The following is a 24,919-nucleotide window of genomic DNA, read 5'->3' as shown; positions in this document are numbered from 1 at the left end:
CCTGGCGACGGCCATGCTTGATGCTCTGCGCCTGCTTGCCTGCCTTGCTTGCGCCCAGGCCGCTCCCGCTGCCTCGCCGGCGGATGCGCCGGCCGTCGACGTCGAGCTTGTGCTGGCGGTCGACATCTCGCTGTCGATGGACGAGAGGGAGTTCGCCCTGCAGCGCGCCGGTTATGTCGAGGCGCTGCGTCATCCCGATTTCATCAAGGCCGTCCGCGCCGGCGCCACGGGCCGCATCGCGCTTGCCTATTTCGAATGGGCCGGCACGGTGCGCGACGACGCGGTCATCGGGTGGCAGATCATCGACAGCGCCGAGAGCGCGAACAGTTTTGCCGACAAGGTAGCGGCCCGCCCGTTCCGCAGCTTCCGCGGCACGTCGATCTCCGGCGCGCTCGCCTTCGGCACCGAGCTATTCGAGCGCACGTCTTTCCAGGGCGAGCGCAGCGTCATCGATATTTCCGGCGATGGCCCGAACAATATCGGGCCGCCGGTCACCGCGACGCGTGATGCTGCAACCGCCAGAGGAATCGTCATCAACGGCCTGCCGATCCTGATCAATCCGTCGCCAACCTTCAGCCATCTCGACCAGTATTATGCGCAATGCGTGACCGGAGGGCCCGGTTCCTTCGTATTGCCGATCCATGCCGCCACCGAATTTTCGACAGCCATCCGACGCAAGCTGATTCTCGAGGTGAGCGGCATCCAGGGCCGGATCATTCCCGTCGATGCGGCCGCGCCCATCGACTGCCTGCAAGGGGAGCGGGACAGACGGTTCCTGTCCGATCCGTATTTTCCGGAACTCGACCGCTGAGCCTCGCCGAATTTAGGCCGGCCGGGCGCCAAATTTGTCGCGGAACTCATTGTAGAGATCACGGCGCCAGCGCCGGCCGTGAACATAGCCGTGCATCAGCTCCGGCAGCGAGTAGCCGAGCGTTTCCGACGAGCGATTGGCCATGTAGCCCTTGAACGCCTCCGGTATCCGGCCTCTGAGGATATCGGCGATGATCTGCCGCGAGATCATGTAGGGCGGAATGTGCGGGTAGGCGTGGGCAATGTGCGGATGCTTGCCCATCAGGTTCGCATAGGCTTCGACATAGCCGTCACGGCGGCCCGAAATCGAGTTTTCCGAATTGTATTTCGTCCAGTCGATATCCTCGGACAATTGGGCGCCATGGCGGCGGGCAAGGCGCAGCAGCAATTCCCGGTCCTGCATCCGGGTGATGTCGCTGTCGTAGCCGCCAATGCCCAGCAAGGCCTCGCGGCGGGCTGATATCGCGGAGCCGGCAATGAAGATCGTCTGCGCGACGAGCGTCCGCTCCAGCATCGTCGGGCTCACGAATGCATCGCGGTTGACGCAGTTGGTGGCGCGATTGCCCTTCAGGGAGACAAACGAGCTGAGCAGCACCTGAAGTGCGGGATTGTCATCGAACCAGGCCAGGGTCCGTTCAAGCCGGTGCGGCAGGTAGACGTCGTCGGAATCGAGGAATGTCACGACGGGCGCCCGCGCCCGCTCGATGCCGGCATTCCTGGCGGCGTTGGCGCCTCGCCATTTGGCGCCGACATAGATCAGCCGCGGGTCGCGAATGCGGGCGAGCGCGGCTTCGGTCCCGTCGGTCGAGCCATCGTCGACGACAATATGCTCGAGCCGCGACATGCCCTGGGACAGCACGCTTTCCACAGCGCGCAACACCGTCTCACGCCGATTGTGGGTCGGCGTTATGACCGTGATGAGAGGTGTTGGTTCGATGATCCCGGCCATGTCGTGTCAGCCGTTTCCCGCGCTCGGTTGCGCGTCTATCCAAGGCTTTTCGATTTTCAGAACGGTCGGATGGATTGGCCTTCCCCTTCCATGACACCTCTTCATAGTGGACGCGACGCTACAAAAAACAGATGCCCATGTCACCCACGTGCCGCTACTCAACCCGCGCGAGATAACGAATTCCCATTGTTAGCGTTCCAATTGCAACAGCTTGCCGGACAGAACGCCTGCGAATCACCATGGAACGGTCCATCATGCCTAGATAACATGAATCCCATTACCTCGGGCGTAATCGCTTCGCGCTCGGCGTTCGGCCAAATTGCCCTTGCGAAGCCGGCAACCCGGCTTCGATGACAAGGGAGCACAGTCATGACCGCTTACGCCGTTGCCCATATGCGCCAGGCCACGATGGGTCCGCGGATCGTCGAATACCTGCACAAGATCGATGCCACGCTGGAGCCTTTCGGCGGCCGTTTTCTGGTCCATGGCGGCGATGTGGAGGTGATCGAGAACAATTGGCATGGCCATCTGATCATCATCGAATTTCCCGACAGGCAGCATGTGCATGGCTGGTACAATTCGCCCGCCTACCAGGCGATACTGGCGCTGCGCACGGACAATTCGGAGGCCGATGTGGTGTTCGCTGACGGCGTCGAACATCCGCACAAGGCCACGGATCTTCTGAAATAACGGGGGCTATTGCCGTTTCAGCAAGAACACTGCCTGCTGGCCGAAGAAGTTCCAGAACCACCACGGCATCGACAGGCCGATCTTCTGGCCGTTGGCGTCGAGGGCGGTTGCCTTCTCGACTGTCGCGCCGAGCTCGTCGCACAGATTGACGAAGTCGCGGATGGTGCAGAAATGGATGTTGGGCGTGTCGTACCAGGAATAGGGCAGGTCCTTGGTCACCGGCATGCGGCCGTTGAGGAACAGCGACAGGCGCACCCGCCAATGGCCGAAATTGGGGAAGGATACGATGGCGCGGTTGCCGATCCTGAGCAGTTCGTCGAGAACCAGCTTCGGGTTGCGGGTGGCCTGCAGCGTCTGCGACAGGACGACGAAGTCAAAGCCTTTGTCGGGATAGAATTCGAGATCCTTGTCGGCATCGCCCTGGATAACCGAAAGGCCGCGCGCCACGCATTCGTTGACGCCGCGCTGCGACAGCTCGAGTCCACGGCCGTCGACCTGCTTGGTGTCCTGCAGCAATTCGAGCAGCGAGCCGTCGCCCGAACCGACGTCGAGCACACGCGACTGCGGCGGAATGAGGTTGGCGACGACCTCGAGGTCGACGCGTTGGCTGCCGTTGACGCTCATGATGCGAGCCCCCTGGCGCGCGCCGCCGAGCCGATGAAGCCATTGATGGCGGCAAACAGTTCCGGCTCGTCGAGCAGGAAGGCATCGTGGCCACGGTCGGTCTCGATCTCGACGAAGGATACCGATGCGCCGGCCGCGTTGAGCGCATGCACGATCGAGCGGCTCTCCTCGGTCGGAAACAGCCAGTCCGAGGTGAAGGACACCAGGCAGAAGCGAGTTTTGGTGCCGGCAAAAGCGTCGGCCAACCGGCCACCATGGTCGGCGGCGAGGTCGAAATAGTCCATCGACCGTGTCATGTAGAGGTAGGAATTGGCGTCGAAGCGATCGACGAAGGTCATGCCCTGGTGGCGCAGATAGCTTTCGATCTGGAAGTCGGCGTCGAAGCCGAAGGTCAGCGCTTCGCGATCCTGCAAATTGCGGCCGAACTTTCTGTGCAGAGCGGCTTCCGACAGATAGGTGATGTGGGCGGCCATGCGCGCCACCGCCAAGCCCTTTTCCGGGCGTTTGCCGTGCTCGAAATATTTGCCGCCATGCCAGTCCGGATCGGCCATGACAGCCTGCCGGCCGACCTCGTGGAAGGCGATGTTCTGCGAGGAATGGCGTGCGCCGGTGGCGATCGGCAGCGCCGAGAAGACGCGCTCCGGATAACTCGACGCCCATTCCAGCACCTGCATGCCGCCCATTGAGCCGCCGAGCACGCAGAACAGTTTTTCGATGCCGAAATGGTCGATCAGCATCTGTTGCGCCCGCACCATGTCGCGGATGGTGATGATCGGCAGGTCGAGCCCATAGGGCTTGCCGGTGGTGGGGTTGGTCGAGGCCGGTCCGGTGGACCCAAGACAACCGCCGATGACGTTGGAGCAGATGACGAAGAAGCGGCTGGTGTCGATGATCTTGCCGGGGCCGATCAGCACTTCCCACCAGCCCGGCTTGCCGGTCACCGGATTGGTGCTGGCGACGTGCTGGTCTCCGGTCAGTGCGTGGCAGACGAGGATGGCGTTGGAACGGGCATCGTTCAGCGTGCCATAGGTCTGGTAGGCGATCTGGAACGGCGACAGCAGCGTGCCGGCGTCCAGCTTGAGCGGCTTGTCAGACCCGAAACGCAAAACCGGGCTCGACGGCTGGTCGGCCTCGTTGTTGGTTTTGCGGGCGCGCAGAACGGCCATGACATCCATCTCACACTTTGAATCCACGGCACCGCGCTTTTCGAAAATCGATGCCAATGTGGTGTCCGGCCGGCGCGGACAACAAAAAACCGGCATTGCAGTCGCAAAGCCGGTTACAGGATGCAAACGGCCCTTTAGCAAGTTGTTTAACGTGGCTGCAAGCCGACCGGCCAAATCACCACGGAAGTTCGCACCTCTTCTAGGACTGTGGCGCGCTGGCGTCAACGGCCAGCCTTGGTGCGGAGACTGTCACCTCTCGACATTGCGGGCCACGGCTTGTATTTCCGCTGCGGCTTCCCTCAGGAAGCGTTCTCGACGGATTTTGCGACATGAGCCAGACACCGGACAAGGCACGTCCAACCCCGCGCGCGGGCATCATGGACATCGACGCCTATGTGCCGGGCAAGAGCATAGCGCCTGCCGGCGTCGCCAAGGTCTACAAGCTGTCATCGAACGAGAATCCGCTTGGACCCTCGCCGAAGGCGATCGAAGCCGCGCGTGAGATTGCCGGCAAGCTCGACATCTATCCCGACGGCACCGCCAGGCGGCTGCGCGAAGCGATCGCCGAGGTGCATGGCCTCAACCCGCAGAACATCATCTGTTCCAATGGCTCCGACGAGATCCTCGGCCTGCTGGCGCAGACCTATCTGGCGCCCGGCGACGAGGCTGTCATCACCGAACACGCCTTCATGGTGTACAAGATTTACATCCAGTCGGCGGGTGCCGTTCCGGTGACGATCAAGGAAAGAGACGAGCGCGCCGACATCGACGCCATCCTGGCCGCCGTCACGCCGCGCACGAAGATCGTGTTCCTCGCCAATCCCAACAACCCGACCGGCACCTATGTGCCGTTCCAGGAGGTGCGCCGGCTACATGCCGGTCTGCCCAGGCACGTGCTTCTGGTGCTCGACGCGGCCTATGCCGAATATGTCCGCCGCAATGATTATGAAGCCGGCATCGAACTGGTCGGTGGCGCTGAGAATGTGGTGATGACCCGAACCTTCTCCAAGATCGGCCTTGGCGGGGCGCGGATCGGCTGGATGTATGCGCCGATGCACATCGTCGACGCCATCAACCGCGTGCGCGGACCCTTCAACGTCAATGCAACGGCGATCGAGGCCGGCATCGCCGCGATCCGCGACCGCGCCCATGTCGAGCGCAGCGTCGCGCACAACGAGACCTGGCTGGCCTGGCTGAGTGAGGAATTCACAAAGCTTGGGCTGCGGGTAACGCCGAGCGTCGGCAATTTCATCCTCGTTCACTTTCCCGAGGACGAGAAATATTCCGCAGCGGCGGCGGACGACTATCTGACGGCGCGCGGCTATATATTGCGGCGCGTTTCCGGCTACGGCTTTCCCAACGCGCTGCGCATGACCGTCGGCACCGAAGAGGCCAATCGCGGCGTTGTCGCCGCTCTCACGACATTCCTGAAAAGCTAGAACGCCATGACATCACCGATGTTTGAAAAGATCGCGCTGGTCGGCATCGGCCTGATCGGCTCGTCGCTGGCCCGCGTCATCCGCCGCGAGGGCCTGGCTGGTCACGTCGCCATCTCGACCCGCAGTGCCGCGACGCTGGCGCGGGCGGAAGAGCTTGGGCTGGGTGATAGCTACACGACCGATGCGAGAGAAGCGGTCCGCGATGCGGATTTGGTCATCGTCTCGGTGCCGGTCGGCTCGTCCGGCGCGGTCGCCGAGGAAATCGCGCCGGCGCTGAAGCCGGGGGCGATCCTCACCGATGTCGGCTCGACCAAGGCATCCGTGATCGCGCAGATGCAGCCTTATGTGCCAGCCGGCGTCCATTTCATTCCCGGCCACCCGCTGGCGGGCACGGAAAAATCTGGCCCCGATGCCGGTTTCGCCGATCTGTTCGACAATCGCTGGTGCATCTTCACGCCGGTGCCCGACACCGACCCAGACGCGCTGGAACGGCTGTCGGAGTTCTGGCGCCGCTGCGGCGCCAACATCGACACGATGGACCCGCAACATCACGACATGACGCTGGCCATCGTCTCGCACCTGCCGCACATCATCGCCTACAACATCGTCGGCACCGCCGATGATCTGCAGTCGGTGACCAAGTCCGAAGTGATCAAATATTCGGCTTCCGGTTTCCGCGACTTCACACGTCTTGCCGCTTCCGACCCGACAATGTGGCGCGATGTCTGCCTGCACAACAAGGACGCCATCCTCGAAATGCTGGCGCGGTTCTCGGAAGATCTGGCGTCGCTGCAACGCGCGATCCGCTGGGGCGACGGCGAAAAACTCTTCGACCTGTTCACCCGCACCCGCGCCGTGCGCCGCTCGATCATCGAGGCCGGCCAGGACATCGACGTGCCCGATTTTGGCCGCCAGGCGGTCGAACACCCTAAAGGGAGCTGATATTCAGGTGAGGCCGGCCAAGTACGCTCCGCTCCGGTTCTCGGTATCAGCCATTTTCGACTCGGCCTGACCTGAATCTCAGCTCCCTTAGCCTTGTTGGGATGTTGGCCAGGTCGCGGCGACCATGGCCAGCGTCTCGGCGCGGTCCGGGGCACCCAGCCTGCCGCCGAAACGCAGGCATTTGAGCGCGGCGGCCGCACTGGCAAAGCGCAAAGCCTGCTCGACCGGCATGGCTTCCGCCAGCCCGACGGCGAAGGCGCCGTGAAAGACATCGCCGGCGGCCAGTGTGTCGACCGCCTTGATTTTCGGTGCCGCGACATGGCGCACACAGCCTGCGGAACGGTCGTGCCACCAACTGCCCGCCGCGCCGCCGGTCACCGCGACAAAGGCGTCGGTGCGGCTGGCGAGATCGGCGCAAGCCGTTTCCGGATCGAGCGCCTGGCCGCAGACAATGCGCGCCGCCGGCTCCGAAGCGACGATGTGCGTGGCGAGCGGCAACAGCCGTTCCAGGACCTCCAGTGGCGCGGTGTCGGCATCGAGGATCGCCGGCCGGCCAATGGCGCGCGCGGCCTTCAGGGCAAGTGCTGCCGCACCTGACCAGCGGACATCGACCAGTACGGCGTCGAATGCCATGAGGTCGGCGACCGGCAAGGCTTCGGGATCGGCCTGGGCAAGCCTGTCATAGAACGGCACGATGATGCGCTCGCCATGCGCGTCGACCAGGATCGAGGCCAGCGCCGAGCGGGCGCCTCTGACGCGGCGCACAAAGGTGCAATCGACGCCTTCGGCCTCGACGCCGGCGATGAGCTGGTCGGCGATGGCATCGTCGCCGGCACTCGCCCACAGCGATACCTCGGCGCCCAGGCGGTGGGCGGCGCAGGCCGCGCTCGTGGCCATGCCCGAGGCGATCTGGACGCCGTCGGAGGCGATGAACTTGCCCTGATGCACGGGCAGTGTCTCGACACGCAGGATCGTGTCCAGCGTCAGCGCGCCAACACTCAGCAGCTTCACGGGTCTTGCCATGGCAGCGCTATTCCACCGGCTTGATCTTGCCCAGCGGAATGAAGCCGAGCGAAGCCTTGCCCTTGACCACCTTCAGCGGCATCGACGGTTCGCTACCGAGCACTGCCAGGGCAGCAAAGCCCTGCTCGATCTGGCTTTTCTGCTCGGGTATGGCGGCGCCGAGGATGGCCGCCACGGCCTTCGGGTCCTTCAGCCTGATCATCAGATCGGCGTTGATCAGGCCTTCCGCGTCGACCGACAGCGGTCCCGAAACAGTGATGCGCGCCGTCCCTGACGACAGGTCGAGGTTGCGGATTTCGACCACCTGGCCGCGCAGGCTCTTCACCTGCGTGCCGATCAGCGCGACGCCGTTCTTCAGCGTGACGTCGCCGCTGGCATCGAGCGCCGGCAACACGCGTCCGCCGATCGCACCGGGATCGATCTCGAGATCGCCAAAGCTGCCGACATAGTCGATATCTCCGCCATTCGGCTGCAATTGACCTGATGCCTTGCCGGCGCTGAACAGTTGCACCGGATCGGTGTCGTCGGCCGGATCGGTCTGGCCGGACAGGCCCTCTGCCTGCAGAGAAATCCGCTGCGGCAACGGCCACCATAGTTTGACGTTGGCCTGCAGATTGTCCCAGTCGATCCACAGCGGCACCATGTCCGGAACGGAGGTCCTGAGCGGACCGCGGAGATTGGCAACCGGTGACAAGGGTTGGATGATCTGGGCGGCTGCGTTGAAGCTGCCGGCCGAAGCGGCGATGTTCCTGGCATCGTCCTCGTAGGCCAGGTTGTCGCAGGAGACGGTAAAGCTCAGCGGATAGCCGCTGACCTGGAGGTTGGCGCAGCCGGCCTCGACGCCATTCTTGTTGAGCGTGGCGACCGCCTTGTCTGCTTCGCTCCTGACCCGGTCGGCCAGATAGAACCAGCCGCCGCTGTAGATGGCAAACAGCATGACGACGAACGCGGCAAGCCAGAACAGGCGGCGACGGTTACTCGGCTGGCGTTCGTCACTTGACGTCATGCTTTGGCTCTCGTTAACGCATGGATGTTGCGGACGGACAGTCGATTCCGCCAACGATAGGTAGACAGAGACGCATAGGTAGACAGAGACGGGCGGAAAAAACACCGGTCCCAGCACGGTGTTGGTATCTTTTGCAATCAGGCGCGGCGATATGGGCGATTTTTGGGTGTTTGGCTATGGTTCGCTGATCTGGCGGCCGGGTTTCGCGCATGTCGAGACCCAACGCGCCCGCCTGCATGGCTACCGCCGGTCGCTCTGCGTCTATTCCTTCGTGCATCGCGGCACGCGTGAGCGGCCGGGGCTGGTGCTCGGCCTCGATCGTGGCGGCTCCTGCATCGGCCTGGCATTCCGCGTTCCCGGCGACTTGCGCGACGAGGTCATCGCCTATCTGCGCGAGCGTGAGCTGGTCACCAATGTCTATCTGGAGCGCATGCTCAAGGTTCGCCTCGACGGTGGTGGCACGGTCGATGCGGTGGCCTACATCGTCGACCGCCAGCATGAGCAATATGCCGGCGGGCTTGACGCGGCGGATGCGGCGGCCGTGGTGCGCGGCGCGGTCGGCCAGTCCGGCAACAACGAGAACTATGTGCTCAGCACACTGGAGCACCTCAAGGCGCTGGGCATCCGCGACCACTGGCTGGAGGATGTCGCCAGGCAGGTCGCGCCTTTGTGAAGCTGGCTCGGCGGAAAAAGGCGGCCAGGCCTTTGACCTCGATCAGGCACGACCTAGGTTAGGCTCCGAACCTCAGCCGCGGGCGTCCTTCGCCCGCCCCAAATCATCCCGGAGATATGCCTTGCAGAAACGCCGTCTCGGTCGCACCGACCTGTCCATCGCGCCGCTGGTTCTGGGCGGCAATGTCTTCGGCTGGACCGCCGACGAGAAAACCTCGTTCGACCTGCTCGACCGTTTCGTCGGGGCCGGCCTCAACGCCATCGATACGGCGGACGCTTATTCGCGCTGGGTCTCCGGGCACAAGGGCGGTGAGTCGGAAACCATCATCGGCAAGTGGATGAAGGAGCGTGGCAATCGTGACAAGGTCGTGGTGATCACCAAGGTCGGTTCGGATATGGGGCAGGGGCACAAGGACCTGTCCGCCGCATACATCGAAAAGGCCGTCGACGCATCGCTGAAGCGGCTGCAGACCGAATTCATCGACCTCTATCTGTCGCATTGGCCGGACCCGACGACGCCCTATGAGGAAACCCTCGGCGCCTACGAGAAGCTGCTCGCCAAGGGAAAGATCCGCTATGCCGGCTGCTCGAACCTCGACGCCGGCCAGTTGCGTGCCGCACTCGATGTGGCGAGCCTGCGCAGCCTGCCGCGCTACCAGGTGCTGCAGCCTGAATACAATCTCTACGATCGCTCGTCCTTTGACGGGCCGCTGCGCGATCTGTGCGTGGCCGAGGACATCGGCGTCATCACCTATTTCAGCCTGGCCAAGGGTTTTCTCAGCGGCAAATATCGCAGCGAGGCCGATCTCGGTCAAAGCCCGCGTGGCGGCGGGGTGAAAGACTACCTCAATGCGCGCGGCATGCGCATCCTTGCAGCCCTCGACGCGGTGTCGGCCAGGCATTCGGCCAAGCAAGCGGAAGTCGCGCTTGCCTGGGCAATTGCGCGCCCAGGTGTCACCGCACCGATCGCCAGTGCGACCAAGCCTGAGCAGATGGACAGCCTGATCAAGGCGGCGTCGCTGAAACTGACCGCCGCCGACATGGCCGAACTCGACAAAGCGAGCGGTTAATTCCGGCTGTCGCTGCGCGCACGAACGTCCAAGACGACCCTTTTGTCTTGCCATAGCTTCCTTCGCACGGGGCAAGGCAGAGGGTGAGTGACTGAGCCGCTTCTTTCGCAGCCCGACCTTTGGCGTCAGCTGTTCGCGCTGGTGGTTGCCGCCGCCGTCGTCATGGGCAGCCCCGGACCGGCAACGATAAGCGTCACCGCCGTTGGGGCCGCCTTTGGTTTGCGCCACTCGCTGGGCTATGCCTGCGGGATCATCCTGGGCACGATCGCTGTGCTGCTGGTGGTGGCGACCGGAGTCATGGCCGTGCTCACGTCGATGCCGAAGCTGGCGCCGTTGCTGGCTGTCGCTTCCGCGGCCTACATCTTCTATCTCGCCTTCAAGATCGCTACGGCCCCGCCGCTGGCGGCGCGCGCCGCCGAGGCTTCGCGTCCAACATGGCTGGCTGGATTTCTTCTCGCGGTCGCCAATCCAAAGGCCTATGTGGCGATTGCCGCGGTGTTCGCCAGTGTTTCGTCGAAACAGGGCGCCGCTGAGCTTGGTCTATGGCTGAAGCTGACCGTTCTCGCCGTCATGATCGTTGCCATCCACGCCGTGTGGCTTGTCGCGGGGGCGGCGTTCGCACGCTTCCTGCGCCGGCCGGCGGCCTCGCGGGTCATCAATCTGGTCTTTGCCGCGACGCTGGTGTTGACCACCGCGCTGGCCATGTTCGGCTGAGGCCTGCCGGCCGTAGACTTCCGGTTCAGACTTCGGTTTTTGCGGCTGCGTCCAACTCTTGCAGCCTTTTCACCGCTGTCGGCGGCAAGGCAGGTGGGTTCGGGCCGCGTGCGGCATCAATCAGGAACTGGTCGCAGGCAGCCTCCGTCTCGCCGATCAGCCGTTCCATGAATTCATCCTTGCTCAAGCCAGGCGGGATCGGCGGCAGGAACCTCGCCTTGATGGTGCCGGGATAGCGCAGGAATTTCCGGCGCGGCCAATAGAGGCCGGCGACATGGGCAACCGGCACCACCGGAATGCCAAGCTGCGCATAGATTTCGACGATGCCGTATTTGTAGGCGGGTTCATCGCCCGGCGCGCGTCTGGTACCTTCGGGATAGATGATGAGCTGGCGGGGGTTGCGCGCCATCTCCTCCTTGGTCGCGGCGACCACGGCCTTCAGCGCTTTCGAGCGGCTGCCGCGATGAACCGGGATCATGCGCATCTTCATGATGTACCAGCCGAAGAACGGGATCCAGGTCAGTTCCCGCTTGAGGATATAGAGCGGGTCTTGGAGGAAGGGGAAGAAGGCGATCGCATCCCAGAACGACTGGTGCTTGGGCGCCAGGATGAAGGAGCCTTCGGGCAGGTTTTCCTGGCCGGTGATCTCGTTCTTCGTTCCGGCGATCTTGTCATGGAGCCACATCGAGGTGCGCGACCAGAATTTCGGCACGAACCAGGCGCGGTGCCGGGGCGACAGGAAATAGTAGGGGGTCCAGAGGATCATCTGGACGATCAGATTGACGTAGAAGACGAAATTGAACGTCAGCGACCTGAAATAGAGCATGGGGGGAGGCCCGGTGAGGAGTTGAGCGTTGGTTACACCAAGCGCGGGGAAAAAGGAAATGGCCGCACGGCGCTTTGAACTGCGAAGAAGAACGGTCGCCGATTGGACCGGTTCCGCTACACCAGTCGCGCCAATCGCTCCTTCAGGCGTGGGGCGGCAAAATCGAGGAATGCGCGCAGCTTGACCGGCAGCAGGCCGTGGCCCGCATGCACCAGGCTTACCGGCCATGGCTTTGGCTCGAACTCCTCCAGCAGGACGCGCAGCGTGCCGGACCGCAGCGCGGCTTCGATCTGGTAGGAAAGCACTTTGGTCAGCCCGACGCCGGCAATCGCCGCGTCGATGGCCGCTTCGGCGGTGTTGACCTGAAGCCGCGAGCGGACCTGAACCGGGATTTCGGCCTTGCCCCTGGTGAAGCTCCAGGTGGCGGCCGAAGCAAGTCCCTCGAAGGTGATGCAACTGTGTGTTTCGAGATCCTCCGGAGCTGTCGGCGTGCCGTGTTCGGCCAGATAGACCGGGCTGGCGCAAACGACGCGGCGGATCGCGCCGACGCCAATGGCGACCAGGCTCGAATCGGGTAACTGGCCGAGGCGGATGGCGAGGTCGAAATGGTCCTCGACCAGCTGGGTTATACGGTCGGCCAATGTCAGGCGGATGTCCACGTCGGGATAGGCGGCGAGAAAGCCGGTGACCACCGGCAGCACGTGCAGGCGGCCAAAGACGACCGGCGCGGTGATGGCCAGTTCGCCGGTCGGAGCGCTGTATTCGCCGGCTGCCGTGCGTTCGGCCTCACCGACGTCGTCCAGGATGCGGCGGCAGGCGGCAAGATAGGCCTGGCCGGCATCGGTCGGCGTCAGGCGGCGCGTCGAGCGGTTCAGGAGGCGTGTGTTCAGATGGCGCTCGAGATCGGAAATCTTGCGGCTGACCGTCGCCAGCGGAACGCCGAAACGGCGGCTGGCCGCGGAAAGGCTGCCGGCCTCCACCGCGGCGACAAAGAGCGACATGGCTTCGAGACGATCCATAGCTTCTTCCGAAAAATGGAAGGACGGGTTGCGAATATGTCATCTGCATTTGAATGATGGAAGGCTTTATATTGGATCTGTCGGCCTGCCTGCAGCATGGCCTCGCAAAGGAGTTGCCATGTCCGAAGCCCGCTCGCCGCTGCCGCCGTTCAACGCCGAGACGGCAGCACAGAAGGCGCGCATGGCCGAGGATGCCTGGAACTCCCGCGATCCGGCACGGGTCGCGCTTGCCTACACAACCGACAGCCGTTGGCGCAACCGCGCCGAATTCCTGCAAGGGCGCGATGCCATCCAGGCGTTCCTGACGCGCAAATGGAGCCGCGAATTCGACTACCGGCTGATCAAGGAGGTCTGGGCCTTCCACGGCAACCGTATCGCCGTGCGCTTCGCCTATGAATGGCACGACGACAGCGGTTCATGGTTCCGCAGCTATGGCAACGAGAACTGGGAATTCGACGAACATGGGCTGATGCGCCTGCGCATTGCCAGCATCAACGACCTGCCGATCGGCGAGGCCGACCGCAAATATCACTGGCCGCTCGGCCGCCGTCCGGACGATCATCCGTCACTTTCGGCGCTCGGGCTTTAGCACCTTCCCGCAAGGAGGTTTTCGATGAACGCACATGCTTTCACCAGCGACGTCGCCTTCACGCCGACGGTCAAGGAGATCCAGGCCCGCAAGGGCTCGCGGCAATCCTATGCCCGCGTCGAGGAGCGTGGCGGCTGGCAAGCTGTCATCACCCCTGACCTTGCCGCCTTCATCGAGATGCAGACCAGCGTCTTCCTGTCGACGGCCAACGGCAATGGTCAGCCCTACATCCAGCATCGCGGCGGCCCTGCCGGGTTTCTCAAGGTGCTGGATGAACACACGATCGGCTTCGCGGATTTCTCCGGCAACCGGCAGTTCATCACGCAAGGCAATCTGGCCGACAACCCGCAGGCCTTCCTGTTCCTGATCGACTATATGCACCGGCAGCGTATCAAGCTCTGGGGCACCGCGCGCGTTGTCGAGAACGATGCCGAGCTGATGGCGAAGCTGATGCCGCAGGATTACAAGGCGCGCCCCGAGCAGGTCATCCTGTTCACGATCTCGGCCTGGGATGCCAATTGCCCGCAACATATCCCGCAACGGTTCGAGGTGGCCGATGTGGCAGCGGCACTCGGCGAGCGGGACAGGCGCATCGAGCGCCTCGAACAGGAGATCGCACGGCTCAAGGGGAATTCAGGCGCGGCCGCCGGGGAATAATGGTTCAGCCGCCGGCCGCGGTTTCGGCGAGCGCGATGCCGTTAGGCGTCGGCTTGACCGGCACGATGCCGCGCGCCAGCGCCAGCAAATATTTGTTGTATTCGGTGAACAGCACGCGCAATGCCCTCGGCTTGGTCAGCCAGCCGCCATTGTCGAGGTTGGAATTGACCACCGGATAGGGCTCAAGCTTGGCGCGATGCAGCAGCCGGCCCATTTCCAGCAGGCTGCGCGGCATATGATAATTGTTGGTGACGAGGATCACCGTGCCATAGGCGTGGCTTTCGACCCATTTTGCGCTCTCCTCGGCATTGCCGATCGTGTCGAGCGCAGCACGGTCGATGTCGACGCAGCAGGAGAACAGCCTGACGTCACCACCGGTCGCCGCCTGCAACTGGCGACGGCTGGCGGAAGGATGCACACCGCTGATCAGCAGCCGCTCGCCCTTGCCGGACGCCAGTAGATCCATCGCGGCATCCAGGCGGGACTGGCCGCCAGTCAGCACGATGATCGCGTCTGCCTTGGCCGGATTGGCAGGCGTCGTCAGATGGCTGACCTTGTTGGCGAACCAGCCGAAGCCGCCGGCAAACAAAATTGCGAGGATGAGGACGGAGAGAGCGGACAGGCGCAACGCGGCCCTTAGACGGCCCACCGTGCGGCGGTCATGCGAACGGGCAACCACCACTGGCATCTGCCCAGCCGTACCGGTCGAATCCCGCGCGTCCATCGCCATATGGTTAACCCTGAAATGCGGCCTTGGGTAGGTAAAAGACGCACTTTGCGTTACGTGAATTCTCCATCCGTGATCACCCTGCATCCGGTTGGCGGACATCGATGTCGCTGAGATAGGCAACGACGGTGGCGTGGGAGGTCGCAGCCGTGAGCCCGCCGATCACCAGCACCATCAAGACGACACCGAGATAGCCTGCCGAACCGATGGCGAAATTGCCGAACAGGGCGGTCGCCTGGTCGGCCTGCGGCGTCGCCATGTTGCGCGACGACCACCAGGAAAAGACGATGAAGACGAGCACTGCCGCGGCACCGCCGGCAGCTGCCCCCTTCATGCCGGTGACCAGGAAATGCCGGCGGAATTCGCGTGCGATGAATTGTGCCTCGGCGCCGACGAAATGCAGCACTTCGATGATGTGGCCGTTGCCGGCCATGGCGCCGCGTGTGGCGAACACCACGGTCAGCACGGTTGCCGACAGCATCAGCGCCAGCACGGCGATGCCGATGGTCACCGTCGTGCGCGCCATGGCCACCAGCCGGTCGACCCAGGTGCGGTGATCGTCGAGCGACGCGCTCGCCAATTTCGGTGTGATCGCGGCGCGCATGGCGGCGAAATCGGGTGGGCTGCTCTCATCGATGGTGACGATGATCAGGCGCGGCACCGGCAGCTCGTCGATGTTGAGGCCTGAACCCAGCCACGGCTCCAACAGCCTCGCGGTCGCCTCGCGATCGATGATCCGGGTCGCCTGCACGCCCGGGAATTCGCCGGCGATCTGCGAGGCCTGGGCAAGGGCCGCCTCCATGTCGAGGCCGTCGACCGGCTTGATCTGGATTGTCGCCTCGCGCGAAATCTGGTTCTCCCAGACGGAAGCCGTGTCACGCACCAGCGTCACCGCGCCGAAGGTCAGGCAGGACAGGAAGGTCATGATGGCAATGACCAGCACCAGCGCCCGGCCGGCGATGTTCTGCGCCGGTACGATTGGCGCCATCCTGCGCTGGGCGCGCGGCTTTGCCTCGGTCGCCTCGGCGTCCTGTTCTCTTTCCACGAGATGTTCGGCGGACAGTTCAGTCATAGATGTCCAGCCTTCCGCCGGCCAGGATCATGCGGCGCGCGTCGACCTGCTCCATCAGGCCAAGGTCGTGGGTAGCGATCACCACGGCGGTGCCGAGACGGTTGAGTTCGATGAACAGCCGCAGCAGACGTCGCGCCAGCGGCGGATCGACGTTGCCGGTCGGCTCGTCGGCCAGCAGGATTTCCGGCTGCTCGATCAGCGCGCGCGCGATCGCCGCGCGCTGCTTCTCGCCGCCGGACAGAACCGGCGGCAGCACATGCATGCGTTCGCCCAGCCCGACCCACTTCAACAGCTCGGTGACATCGGTGCGGTAGCTCGCTTCCTCGCGCCCGCGCACGCGCAGCGGCAGCGCGACGTTCTCGTAGGTGGTCATGTGGTCAAGCAGGCGAAAATCCTGGAACACCACGCCGATGCGGCGCCGCAGATGCGGCAGTTCGGTGCGCGAGATGCGCGAGCGATCCTTGCCGAAGATGGTGATCAGTCCGCGCGTCGGCTTCAGCGACATGAACAGCAGGCGCAGCAAGGTCGTCTTGCCGGCGCCCGAAGGCCCGCTCAGGAACTGGAAGGAGCGCTCCGGGATGTGCAGGGAGATGTCGCGGAGGATTTCCGGACCCATGCCATAGCGGAGGCCGACATTTTCGAAACGAATCAATTTCGACGACCTGAAATTCGCGGCGGGAGTGAGCCAGCCTGTTCTGGGAAAAGACCATCGGCCGGCATGGTTAACCGGCGGTTAATTCTTGGGCTGTTTCGGCTCGTCACGAGGGCTCCGGTGGGGAAGCGTTAACCATTTGTGTTTACGCAAAAGAAACGAAAAGCGAACACGTGCTGCAATGCTGGGGCCATGATGGCTGACGATCGAACCGCGCGCCCGGTTTCCGGCGAAATCATGACCGATCCGGCGGCAATCGCCGCAGCGGACCGGTTCATGCGTGGTTCGGCGGTCGACATCGTCGATGCCGACTATGTGGTGATGCCGCGTCTTGTCCCCGCCGTGGAAAGCGTCTCGCCGCTACCGCGTGCGATCGTCACGCCGTCCATCGAAGGCATGGACATGCTGCGCAAGCCCGAGGCCCCGGCGGAGCGGCCACCGGCCTCGCGCGGCGGGCCGATCTTCTGGATCGCCGGCATCGGCGCTGCCTTGGCCGCCTTCTGGGTCTCCGGCGGGCATGCGCTGGTGCGCCAGGCGCCGTTCCTGTCCAGCGCGCAGGCGTCGGCGCTCAGCATTTCAGGCGTCACGTCACGCGTCGACACCTCCGGGCCGAACCCCGCACTGTTCGTCGATGGCGAGGCCGCCAATGACGGCGCGAAACCGGTGCAGCTGCCGCCGCTCGAAATCCGGGTGACCGGCAATGACGGGCGCACAACCCGCTATACGTTGGGGACATCCGGCCGCGCGCTGGCATCCGGCGAAAGATTCGGCTTTGCCAGCCGGCTCGACGTGCCTAAGAACGGCGTAAGAACTGTATCGGTCACCTTCGCCGAATAGCGTGTGCTGATATTCAGGTGAGGCCGGCCTGCAAACGGCGGTTTCCTGCGCTTCCGGTGCTCACGTACTTCAAGTACGCTTCGCTCCGGTTCTCGGAAACCACCGTTTTCGACTCGGCCTGACCTGAATCTCAACACACGCCAGGCGTGAAGGCGTTTAGGTAAAAATATTCAGGGGGCGAAAAATGCCAATTGTACGCGGCAAGGACATCGAAGTCCTGTTTTCGGCATCGGCGATCGCACGGCGCAATCTCGAGCTCGCCAAGGAGATCGCCGGCCACGACTATCATGATCTCTTGGTGATCTCGGTGCTGAAGGGCTCGTTCATCTTCGCCGCCGATCTCATCCGCGCAATGCACGATGTCGGTCTGTCGCCCGAGGTGGAGTTCATCTTCATCTCCAGCTACGGCGCCGGCACCACCAGCGGCGAGGTGAGGGTGCTGCGCGACATCGATAATGAAGTTGCCGGCCGCGACGTGCTGTTGATCGACGACATTCTCGAATCAGGCAAGACGCTGAGCTTCACCCGCGACCTGATGCTGTCGCGGGGCGCCAAAAGCTGTTCCATCGCCGTGCTGCTCGACAAGCGCATGCGCCGCCAGACCGCGCTCAATGCCGATTATGTCGGCTTCGACTGCCCCGACTATTTCGTCGTCGGCTACGGCATGGACGTTGCCCACGCTTTTCGCGAGTTGCCCTTCGTCGGCGTCGTCAAAGGGGATGTGTGAGCGACTTCAAAAAGGTTTGTTGACGCTCCGCACTTTCAGGAAAAGTCAACTTTTCGCGGCCAAATATGCCAGCCATGGCAAAGCTTCTGATCGTCGAGGACGATGAGTCCGTCCGCACCCTGGCCGCCCGCGCGCTTGAGCGCGCCGGGCACACAATCGATATCGCGGCGGACGGCGCGCAGGGGCTTTCGCTGATCCAGGCCGCGCGTGGCGGTTACGATCTCGTCGTCTCCGATATCCGCATGCCGGAGATGGACGGCATCGAGATGGCGATCGCGGCGGCGGCACTCTTTCCGGCGATGAAGATCGTGCTGATGACCGGCTATGCCGACCAGCGCGAGCGTGCCGAGGAGTTGAACGGCATCATCCTCGATGTCGTGCAGAAGCCTTTTACGCTGGCCGAAATCCGCTCGCGCGTCGAACGGGCACTGATCTGCTTCGCCTGATCAGGCTGGATCGGCAGCAGTGAGCACGGGTGGAACACTCTTGCGCCGCTCGGTGTTGAGCGCCAGCAGGCCGGCGCCGATGATCAAGGCCGCGCCGATCACGGTCGTCGACCGTGGTACTTCGGCGAAAAACAGGAAACCCCACAGCGGCGACCACAGGATGCCGGTGTATTCGAAGGTGGCAACGCGGTTGGCCGGCGCCATCCGGTAGGCCTGCGACAGCAGGATCATGCCGGCGGAGGCGACGAAACCGCAGGCCGCCATCTTGAGAAAATCCGGCAGCGTCGGCCACAGCCAGGGCCGCACCAGGAATTCCAGGCTCGGATGGATGGCATGGGTAATGCCGGCAAGGTGAAAAGCACCGGCCACCACGGCGGCGCCAACCAGATAGGCGCCGTTTTGATAGAAGGCCATGACGGTGGACGATTCGGTATCGCCGATCTTGCGGGCCATCAGCTGCGAAAAACCGTAGAGCGCTGCCGAGCCCAGTGACAGCAGCGCCGCCCAGTCGAACAGCCCGGCGCCCGGGCGCAGCATCACAAGCACGCCGAACAACCCGATCAGCACGGTCGCCATCGTCTGCCAGGAGACGCGCTCGCCAAGATACGGCCCGGCCAGCATCATGATGAACAGCGGCGCCATGAAGTAAAGCGCCACCGCATCGGCCAGCGGCAGAGCGGCGATGGCCAGATAATACATCGTATAGGAGGTGAACTGGATGAAGGCGCGCACCGTCAGCATGCCGAATCGTTTCGACAGGACCGCCCGCAAGCCGACATCGGCATGGACCAGAACAATCAGGATCGGCAGGGCGACGATCGAGCGGATCGCCATCACCTCGGTCACCGGATAGCCGCTCGACACGGCTTTGACGAGCGGATCCTGCAGTGAGAAGACCAGCACGCCGAGGCACAGGCTCAGGATGCCGCGCACCATCCGATTCTGCATGAGGATTCCAGGCTCCAGTACCGCGGCCGCTAGCACGCTTGCCGCAAGTGAAAAAAGAACCCGCCACCGTTTCGGGCAGCGGGCATGAGTGAGGACTCTTGATTGGTCCGCGGCTGATTTCGCAGCCGCATATCCAATGGGTGAGATCACTATCATCCTGCGTTTGACATGTTGCAAACGAATTGGAATGATACCAGCAATCAAATTTCCTTATGGCGGATTTCATGCGGCCGACCCTCGACAGTGAACTCCTGCGCACCTTCGTGGCGATTGCCGAGACTGGCAATTTCACCAAAGCGGCGGAGCAGGCCGGCCGCACCCAGTCGGCGGTGTCGATGCAGATGAAGAAGCTCGAAGAACTGATCGGCGACAGCCTGTTCGAGCGCGGCTCGCGCGGCGTTGCGCTGACGCGGCGCGGCGGCGAACTCATCGTCAATGCCCGCCGCATTGTCTCGCTGCTCGACGAGACGGCGGCGTCGATGGCGGCGGCGCCGCTGGGCGGGCCGGTGCGCATCGGCATTCCGGAGGAATATGGCCACGCCATCCTGTCGCGCGCGCTCGGCGCTTTTTCGAAGCGCCACACGCAGGTCGAGGTCACCGTGCGCTATGCGCATTCTGGGGCGCAGATAGCCGCGCTTGCCGCCGGCGAACTCGATCTGTGCGTGGTTTTCGAATGGCAGGATCCTGCCGGTGGCGAAGTGCTGATGCACGACCCGACCGTATGGGTGACGTCGACCCTGCACCACATGCATGAGGAACAGCCGGTGCCGATCGCGCTCTACAACCGGGCCGGCTGGTGCAAGGATTTTGCCATCAAATCACTGGAGCAACGCGATCTTGCCTATCGTGTTGCCTATACCAGCGACACCACCGGCGGCCTCAAGCTCGCCGTCACCTCCGGACTGGCGATCGCGCCGATTTCGCGCAGCAACATTCCGGACGGCTGCCGTGAACTGACGACCGCGGACGGGTTCGGCGCCATCGATTCCTCGAATGTGGTGATGCACCGCAGCCCGAATGCCTCCGGTGAGGCGATCGACGGCATGCAGGAGGCAATCCGCGAAGCGTTCGTCAACCGGCTGAATCAGCCGGCCGCATCCTCGTAGAAATGCAGGCGGTTGCCGAATGGATCGGCGACCGATACCTCGCGGGTCTTCCACGGCGTCTCTTCCAGGCCCGGCCTGGCGAAGCGGTAGTTCTTGCCGATCAGTTCGCCATGCAGTGCGGCGATGTCCTCGACCTTGATGCGCACGGCAATGCCGGGCGCACCATCGCCGTGATGTTCGCTGAGATGCAGGACGCAGCCATCGCGGCCGACCGCCATGTAAAGCGGCGCGTTGTCGTCGAAGCGATGCTCCCACTGCACCTCGAAGCGGAGGAAGCCGACGTAGAATTCACGCGCCTTGATAATGTCGAAGATGCGCAGGATGGGTGTGACGGCGCCAAGTTTCGGCATGGGGGTGCAACCGTTCGAGAGGGTTTTCGGGTGGGGTGGAGGCGGGCGGCAATCCCTATTTCAGCTCGAGCAGCCGTTCGAGATAACTGCGCTCGATGTCGGGGCTGAGCGCATTGCTGAGCCGTTTGCGGATCGCTTCAAGAATCTGACGGGCGCGCTGCACGTCGATCTCGTCGGGCACCTTCACCGAATCGCCGAAATCGGGACCCTGGCTGGCGCGCGGCCGGCCGAGCGGATCACGATCGGCGTTCTGCTGGCGGCCGCCTTCCTCGCTGCCGCCCTGGTCGCCCTGCATGGCCTGCATCTGCTTCATCATGTCCTTGGCGCCCTTGCGCAGCGCTTCCAGCGCCCGGCCCTGATGGCCGACGGCCTCGTCGCCTTCGCCTTCGCCGAGCGCCTGTTCGGCATTGCCCATGGACTTGCCGGCATCGCCAAATCCTTCATTGGGCTCCATGCCCATGCCTTCGAGCCCCTTCTTCAGCTGCTCGAGATCGCTTTTCAGCTGTCCCTGTCCCTGCTGCAGCTGTTTCAGCGCGTCGGCGAATTCCTGGGGCGTCATCGGCTTTTGCCGGGCGAGCGGATCGCGGTCCTCGCCGACCCCTGGCTTGTCATCATCCTGACCGCCGCCTTCGCCGAGCTGCTCGTCGCGGTTCTGTCCGCGCTGGCGCTCGCCGCGCTGCATCTGGTCCATGCGGAAGGTGTCGTTCATCATCTCCTGCTGGCGCCGCAGGATCTCGCCGAGCTTGTCCATCTGCTGGCGCATCTCGCTGTCCTGCTGGCCGCCTTGCTGCTGACGGCCGGCCTGCAGATTGTTCATCATGTCCTGCAGTTGCGACAGCAATTGCTGCGCCTTGTCGCGATCGCCCGACTTGGCCAGGTTCTCGATCTGGTCCATCATGCGGTCGATGTCACTCTGGCGCAGTTCCTGGCCGTTCTGCTGCATCTGCGGTGCGTTGGGGTTCTGCTTGGCACGCTCCGCGAATTCCTGCAGGAACTGGTTCATCGCCTCGCGCAGTTCCTTCATCGCCTTCTCGATTTCAGCGTCGCTGGCGCCATTCTTGATGGCCTCCTGCAGTGCCTGCTGCGCCTGGCGCAGCCGCTTTTCCGCAGCCGAGAGATTGCCTTCCTCTATACCGAGCGCGATTTCCCAGAGATAGGAGACCTCGCTGCGCAACTGATCGTCGCTGTCGGCCATCTTCAGCCGGCTGCGGGCGCTCATAATGGCGAGGTAGTGGGACATGTTGTCGAACGTGTCTTCCGGACGCAGCGTGATGGCGTCCATCAGGTCGAGCACGCGCGGCTTGGCGTTGGCGTCGAGCGCCAGCAGGCGGCGCTGCTCGATCACCGCACGCGCCAGCGGATTGGCAAATGGCCGCTCCGGCATCAGCAGCGTCTTGGTCTCGCTCGATGCGGTGTGCCCGGCATCGTCGGTGGCAACCAGCGTCAGCTTGATGCTGCTGCCGGCCCAGACATGCTCGGTCAGATCCTTGGAGGTCCTGGCGGCGTTCGACTTGCCACCACGACGCGGCAGCGACAGCGGCATCTCAGGTGGACCATAGAGCGGATGTGCATTGGGCGCCTGCGGATCGGCGAGCGCGAACACCGCCTTGGCGGTGGCGGCGCCATAGTCGTCGTCGATCTGGTAGTTGAGTTCGAAAGCGCCGTTGGCGGCGCGCTTGGGCTCGCCGACGAAGCGGATCTGCGGCGGCTTGTCCGCCAGGACCGCGAAGGCCCAGCGGCCGAGCTGGTCCCCGCCCGATGTCAGCGTCAGCGTGCCGTCACCGGTCAGCTTGCCGGTGAATTGGCGTACCTTGGACGGCGTCGCCGGGCTTGCCGCCGGCTTGGCCGTGGCGGCCTGCGGGCCGGCCGGGTCGATGGCGCGGGAATTGCCCTGCTTGTCGGCGTAGGCAAGCGTTTCCTCGCCTGAGCCGCCGGTCACGCGCAGCGAGACGTCGCTGCCTTCGGGAACGGTGAAGGTCGGCGTCGCCTGGTTGGCGTCGGCGGTCAAGAAGATCGGCGGCTTGCCGGTGTAGGCCGGTGGCGTCACCCAGGCGTCGATGCGCGGCGGCACGGCATCGTGCGCGCCATGGGCATTGAAGCCGTCGCTGATCCTGCCGCCTGTCGGCCCGAAGGAGAAGGCAAAGGCGGTAACGAGCACAAGTGCCGCCACGGCGCGCAGCCCCCAGGGGTCGCGTTCCGGCACGCGTGTGCGCGGCAGGTCGGCGCCAAGGTTGTCGAGCTTTCCGGCCATGCGCTTCTGGTGTTCGCGCCACAACGCCTGCGAAAAGCTGCTTTCCCGGCCGCTTGGCCGGTCGGTCTGCACCAGCACCGGGCTGTGCAACAGTTGATTGGCCGCCTCGATCCGGCGGTCGATTTCGGCGGCGCCCGGCAGGCGGAAGAAGCGCAGCGGGTAGAGCGCGGCCAGTGCCGCGATGGCGAATGCGGCGACGAGGCCGATGCGTGCCATGTCCGGCAGCCGGGAGAAGAGGCCGAGCCAGGAGACGCTTAGGAACAGGCTGGCGACGATGACGAGCGGAAGCAGCAACGGCCAGCCACGCTCGACCATCATCGAGACCCGCGTCGCCAGCCGGCTCAAGGCAAGGCGCCCGGCCAGGCCGCGATCGCTGCTGAAGGTGGGTCGTTCCGTCATCGGCCCTTCCTAAAGCCTATTCCATCCCGAAAGAACCGGATGGGGCCCTATCTCTTGAGCATGATCTGTCCCGAAAACCGGATTCCACTTTTCGGATCATGCTGTGGGGCGGGCAGGATAGCCCAAAGCCTCACGACTCGAAGAATACCAGCAAACACGGCAAAGGCGAGGCAGTTTGGAAAAACGTGAAGGCCGCCATTATAGTTCCATAGTCATGGTTGTAGTCAGAATGTTGCGGGGTTCGCATTCGCCCCACAGACCAGCACGGCGACCTGCTCGCCCGGCGCCGGCACATAGCGACCGGACAGGACCGCGGCGAAGGCGGCGGCGCCGCCCGGCTCGGAGATGATGCGCACCCGGTTCCACAGCGCCTTCTGCGCGGCGATGATGTCGTCGTCACTGACCAGGATCGAGCGTTCGACAAAGGCCTCGGCGATCGGGAACATCATTTCGCCGACGCGCTTTGGCGCCAGCGAATCGGCGGCGATGCCCTCGGCCGGCGCGTCGACGGGGTGTCCGGCTTCGAAGGCGCGATGAAGCGTCGGTGCCCCTTCCGGCTCGACAGCGATGATGCGGATGCGGCCGGCAAACCAGGCGGCGATACCGCCGATCAGGCCGCCGCCGCCGACAGCGACCAGCAGCGTGTCGATCTGAGGTAGGTCGCTCTCGATTTCGAGCCCGAGCGTTCCCTGGCCGACCAGCGTTTCCTCCTGGTTGAAGGCATGGATCTGCAAGGCGCCGGTTTCCTCGGCGAAACGTTCGCTGGCGGCCAGCGCCTCGGCATAGCGTGCGCCGCCGACGATCAACTCGGCGCCATAGCCGCGGATCCGCTCCAGCTTGGCCGCCGGGCTCACTTCGGGAACGAAGATGGTCGCCTTGTGGCCAAGCCGCATGGCGGCATAGGCGACGGCCGCACCATGGTTGCCGCCCGATGCGGCAACGACACCGGCCTTGGGAACTGCACGCTCCAGCAGGTTGGTAAAGGCGCCGCGCGCCTTGAACGATCCGGAATGCTGCAGGCATTCGAGCTTCAGGTCGACCGCCAGCGGCGCGCGGTCGAAGTCGGCCATGTCGACGCGCAGCACCGGTGTGTGTCTGATATAGGGGCGGATGCGCGGTTCCATCGCGGCAATGCGCTCGCGTGTGACGGTATTGCCCTGCGACATGGCGATCTCCTTGGGATTGACAGCAATTAGTAACTTGGCAAA

27 protein-coding genes and 1 riboswitch are annotated in these 24,919 nt (G+C 63.8%); of the genes, 13 read left to right on the top strand and 14 right to left on the bottom strand.

The genetic code is table 11. The features are described from left to right. Positions 1-13 precede the first annotated feature (13 nt). Complete coding sequence (locus tag ACFOJ9_RS28815; RefSeq protein WP_378983899.1) at positions 14-811, top strand: DUF1194 domain-containing protein; 798 nt, start codon at positions 14-16, stop codon at positions 809-811. 12 nt (positions 812-823) lie between these two features. Here the strand turns inward: ACFOJ9_RS28815 and ACFOJ9_RS28810 are convergent, their stop codons facing one another. Then, on the bottom strand, positions 824-1,759 hold the full coding sequence (locus ACFOJ9_RS28810) for a glycosyltransferase family 2 protein (protein ID WP_378983896.1): 936 nt from the start codon (positions 1,757-1,759) through the stop codon (positions 824-826). Positions 1,760-2,128: 369 nt separating this feature from the next. On the opposite strand from ACFOJ9_RS28810, the gene ACFOJ9_RS28805 reads away from it, so the two are divergent. Further along, the gene (locus ACFOJ9_RS28805; RefSeq protein WP_378983894.1) at positions 2,129-2,449 is read left to right on the top strand and encodes a DUF1330 domain-containing protein; all 321 of its coding nucleotides are present in this window, start codon (positions 2,129-2,131) and stop codon (positions 2,447-2,449) included. Positions 2,450-2,455: 6 nt separating this feature from the next. Here the strand turns inward: ACFOJ9_RS28805 and metW are convergent, their stop codons facing one another. Further along, the gene (gene metW / locus ACFOJ9_RS28800) at positions 2,456-3,073 is read right to left on the bottom strand and encodes a methionine biosynthesis protein MetW (protein WP_378983891.1); all 618 of its coding nucleotides are present in this window, start codon (positions 3,071-3,073) and stop codon (positions 2,456-2,458) included. Next, positions 3,070-4,239 carry a homoserine O-acetyltransferase MetX gene (metX, locus tag ACFOJ9_RS28795; RefSeq protein WP_378983888.1) on the bottom strand — a complete coding sequence of 390 codons (1,170 nt, stop codon included), beginning with the start codon at positions 4,237-4,239 and terminating at the stop codon, positions 3,070-3,072. The genes metW and metX overlap by 4 nt, the downstream gene beginning before the upstream one ends. A gap of 114 nt (positions 4,240-4,353) precedes the next feature. Further along, a riboswitch (SAM riboswitch) is annotated at positions 4,354-4,431 on the bottom strand. 137 nt (positions 4,432-4,568) lie between these two features. On the opposite strand from metX, the gene hisC reads away from it, so the two are divergent. Further along, positions 4,569-5,678 (top strand): histidinol-phosphate transaminase, encoded by a 1,110-nt coding sequence (gene hisC / locus ACFOJ9_RS28790; RefSeq protein ID WP_378983885.1) that lies wholly within the window; start codon positions 4,569-4,571, stop codon positions 5,676-5,678. Positions 5,679-5,684: 6 nt separating this feature from the next. Then, a complete protein-coding gene (locus ACFOJ9_RS28785; protein ID WP_378983882.1) occupies positions 5,685-6,620 on the top strand; it encodes a prephenate/arogenate dehydrogenase family protein in 936 nt (311 codons plus the stop codon). Between the two features lie 87 nt (positions 6,621-6,707). Here ACFOJ9_RS28785 and ACFOJ9_RS28780 read toward each other — a convergent pair whose 3' ends face one another. After that, on the bottom strand, positions 6,708-7,643 hold the full coding sequence (locus ACFOJ9_RS28780) for a sugar kinase (RefSeq protein ID WP_378983879.1): 936 nt from the start codon (positions 7,641-7,643) through the stop codon (positions 6,708-6,710). A 7-nt stretch (positions 7,644-7,650) separates the two neighbouring features. Then, on the bottom strand, positions 7,651-8,649 hold the full coding sequence (locus ACFOJ9_RS28775; protein WP_378983876.1) for a DUF2125 domain-containing protein: 999 nt from the start codon (positions 8,647-8,649) through the stop codon (positions 7,651-7,653). A 151-nt stretch (positions 8,650-8,800) separates the two neighbouring features. On the opposite strand from ACFOJ9_RS28775, the gene ACFOJ9_RS28770 reads away from it, so the two are divergent. The 3 genes from ACFOJ9_RS28770 (at position 8,801) to ACFOJ9_RS28760 (ending at position 11,105) form a co-directional block, all read left to right on the top strand. Further along, on the top strand, positions 8,801-9,322 hold the full coding sequence (locus ACFOJ9_RS28770) for a gamma-glutamylcyclotransferase (RefSeq protein WP_378983873.1): 522 nt from the start codon (positions 8,801-8,803) through the stop codon (positions 9,320-9,322). Positions 9,323-9,443: 121 nt separating this feature from the next. Further along, entirely contained in the window at positions 9,444-10,391 is a 948-nt protein-coding gene (locus ACFOJ9_RS28765; protein ID WP_378983871.1) for an aldo/keto reductase, read from the top strand. 87 nt (positions 10,392-10,478) lie between these two features. Beyond that, positions 10,479-11,105: a LysE family translocator gene (locus ACFOJ9_RS28760; protein ID WP_378983868.1), complete on the top strand. Its 627-nt coding sequence runs from the start codon at positions 10,479-10,481 to the stop codon at positions 11,103-11,105. 25 nt (positions 11,106-11,130) lie between these two features. Here the strand turns inward: ACFOJ9_RS28760 and ACFOJ9_RS28755 are convergent, their stop codons facing one another. Together ACFOJ9_RS28755 and ACFOJ9_RS28750 are read right to left on the bottom strand one after the other, a co-directional pair. Next, a complete protein-coding gene (locus ACFOJ9_RS28755) occupies positions 11,131-11,931 on the bottom strand; it encodes a lysophospholipid acyltransferase family protein (protein WP_378983866.1) in 801 nt (266 codons plus the stop codon). A 116-nt stretch (positions 11,932-12,047) separates the two neighbouring features. Continuing rightward, positions 12,048-12,950 (bottom strand): LysR family transcriptional regulator, encoded by a 903-nt coding sequence (locus ACFOJ9_RS28750; RefSeq protein ID WP_378983864.1) that lies wholly within the window; start codon positions 12,948-12,950, stop codon positions 12,048-12,050. A 118-nt stretch (positions 12,951-13,068) separates the two neighbouring features. On the opposite strand from ACFOJ9_RS28750, the gene ACFOJ9_RS28745 reads away from it, so the two are divergent. Both ACFOJ9_RS28745 and ACFOJ9_RS28740 read left to right on the top strand, forming a co-directional pair. Next, entirely contained in the window at positions 13,069-13,539 is a 471-nt protein-coding gene (locus ACFOJ9_RS28745; protein WP_378983862.1) for a nuclear transport factor 2 family protein, read from the top strand. Positions 13,540-13,563: 24 nt separating this feature from the next. Next, on the top strand, positions 13,564-14,196 hold the full coding sequence (locus ACFOJ9_RS28740) for a pyridoxamine 5'-phosphate oxidase family protein (RefSeq protein ID WP_378983860.1): 633 nt from the start codon (positions 13,564-13,566) through the stop codon (positions 14,194-14,196). Between the two features lie 4 nt (positions 14,197-14,200). On the opposite strand, the gene ACFOJ9_RS28735 is transcribed toward ACFOJ9_RS28740, so the two are convergent. The 3 genes from ACFOJ9_RS28735 to ftsE form a co-directional block, all read right to left on the bottom strand. Further along, positions 14,201-14,926, bottom strand: a complete 726-nt coding sequence (locus ACFOJ9_RS28735) for a YdcF family protein (protein WP_378983858.1) — start codon at positions 14,924-14,926, stop codon at positions 14,201-14,203. A 73-nt stretch (positions 14,927-14,999) separates the two neighbouring features. Continuing rightward, entirely contained in the window at positions 15,000-15,995 is a 996-nt protein-coding gene (locus tag ACFOJ9_RS28730; RefSeq protein WP_378983856.1) for a cell division protein FtsX, read from the bottom strand. Beyond that, positions 15,988-16,647 carry a cell division ATP-binding protein FtsE gene (ftsE, locus tag ACFOJ9_RS28725; protein ID WP_010911739.1) on the bottom strand — a complete coding sequence of 220 codons (660 nt, stop codon included), beginning with the start codon at positions 16,645-16,647 and terminating at the stop codon, positions 15,988-15,990. The genes ACFOJ9_RS28730 and ftsE overlap by 8 nt, the downstream gene beginning before the upstream one ends. Positions 16,648-16,839: 192 nt before the next feature. On the opposite strand from ftsE, the gene ACFOJ9_RS28720 reads away from it, so the two are divergent. The 3 genes from ACFOJ9_RS28720 (at position 16,840) to ACFOJ9_RS28710 (ending at position 18,657) form a co-directional block, all read left to right on the top strand. Beyond that, on the top strand, positions 16,840-17,484 hold the full coding sequence (locus ACFOJ9_RS28720) for a hypothetical protein (RefSeq protein WP_378983849.1): 645 nt from the start codon (positions 16,840-16,842) through the stop codon (positions 17,482-17,484). A gap of 184 nt (positions 17,485-17,668) precedes the next feature. After that, on the top strand, positions 17,669-18,211 hold the full coding sequence (gene hpt / locus ACFOJ9_RS28715) for a hypoxanthine phosphoribosyltransferase (RefSeq protein ID WP_056583612.1): 543 nt from the start codon (positions 17,669-17,671) through the stop codon (positions 18,209-18,211). Between the two features lie 74 nt (positions 18,212-18,285). Beyond that, positions 18,286-18,657 (top strand): response regulator, encoded by a 372-nt coding sequence (locus tag ACFOJ9_RS28710; protein WP_164754337.1) that lies wholly within the window; start codon positions 18,286-18,288, stop codon positions 18,655-18,657. Here the strand turns inward: ACFOJ9_RS28710 and ACFOJ9_RS28705 are convergent, their stop codons facing one another. Further along, positions 18,658-19,605 carry a DMT family transporter gene (locus ACFOJ9_RS28705; RefSeq protein WP_378983844.1) on the bottom strand — a complete coding sequence of 316 codons (948 nt, stop codon included), beginning with the start codon at positions 19,603-19,605 and terminating at the stop codon, positions 18,658-18,660. 224 nt (positions 19,606-19,829) lie between these two features. Between ACFOJ9_RS28705 and ACFOJ9_RS28700 the strand changes: the two genes are divergently transcribed. Continuing rightward, positions 19,830-20,711: a LysR family transcriptional regulator gene (locus tag ACFOJ9_RS28700; protein WP_378983842.1), complete on the top strand. Its 882-nt coding sequence runs from the start codon at positions 19,830-19,832 to the stop codon at positions 20,709-20,711. Here the strand turns inward: ACFOJ9_RS28700 and ACFOJ9_RS28695 are convergent. The 3 genes from ACFOJ9_RS28695 to ACFOJ9_RS28685 form a co-directional block, all read right to left on the bottom strand. Next, complete coding sequence (locus ACFOJ9_RS28695) at positions 20,690-21,061, bottom strand: glyoxalase superfamily protein (protein ID WP_378983840.1); 372 nt, start codon at positions 21,059-21,061, stop codon at positions 20,690-20,692. The genes ACFOJ9_RS28700 and ACFOJ9_RS28695 overlap by 22 nt on opposite strands. A 55-nt stretch (positions 21,062-21,116) precedes the next feature. After that, positions 21,117-23,711: a TIGR02302 family protein gene (locus ACFOJ9_RS28690; protein WP_378983837.1), complete on the bottom strand. Its 2,595-nt coding sequence runs from the start codon at positions 23,709-23,711 to the stop codon at positions 21,117-21,119. 224 nt (positions 23,712-23,935) lie between these two features. Then, positions 23,936-24,877 carry a threonine/serine dehydratase gene (locus tag ACFOJ9_RS28685; RefSeq protein WP_378983835.1) on the bottom strand — a complete coding sequence of 314 codons (942 nt, stop codon included), beginning with the start codon at positions 24,875-24,877 and terminating at the stop codon, positions 23,936-23,938. Between the last annotated feature and the right edge of the window lie 42 nt (positions 24,878-24,919).

Origin of the sequence: Mesorhizobium cantuariense, from assembly GCF_042647205.1 — a bacterium.
Classification (GTDB): domain Bacteria; phylum Pseudomonadota; class Alphaproteobacteria; order Rhizobiales; family Rhizobiaceae; genus Mesorhizobium; species Mesorhizobium cantuariense.
The sequence above is the reverse complement of the archived record's forward strand: the minus strand, read 5'-3'. Positions and strand labels throughout refer to the sequence as shown.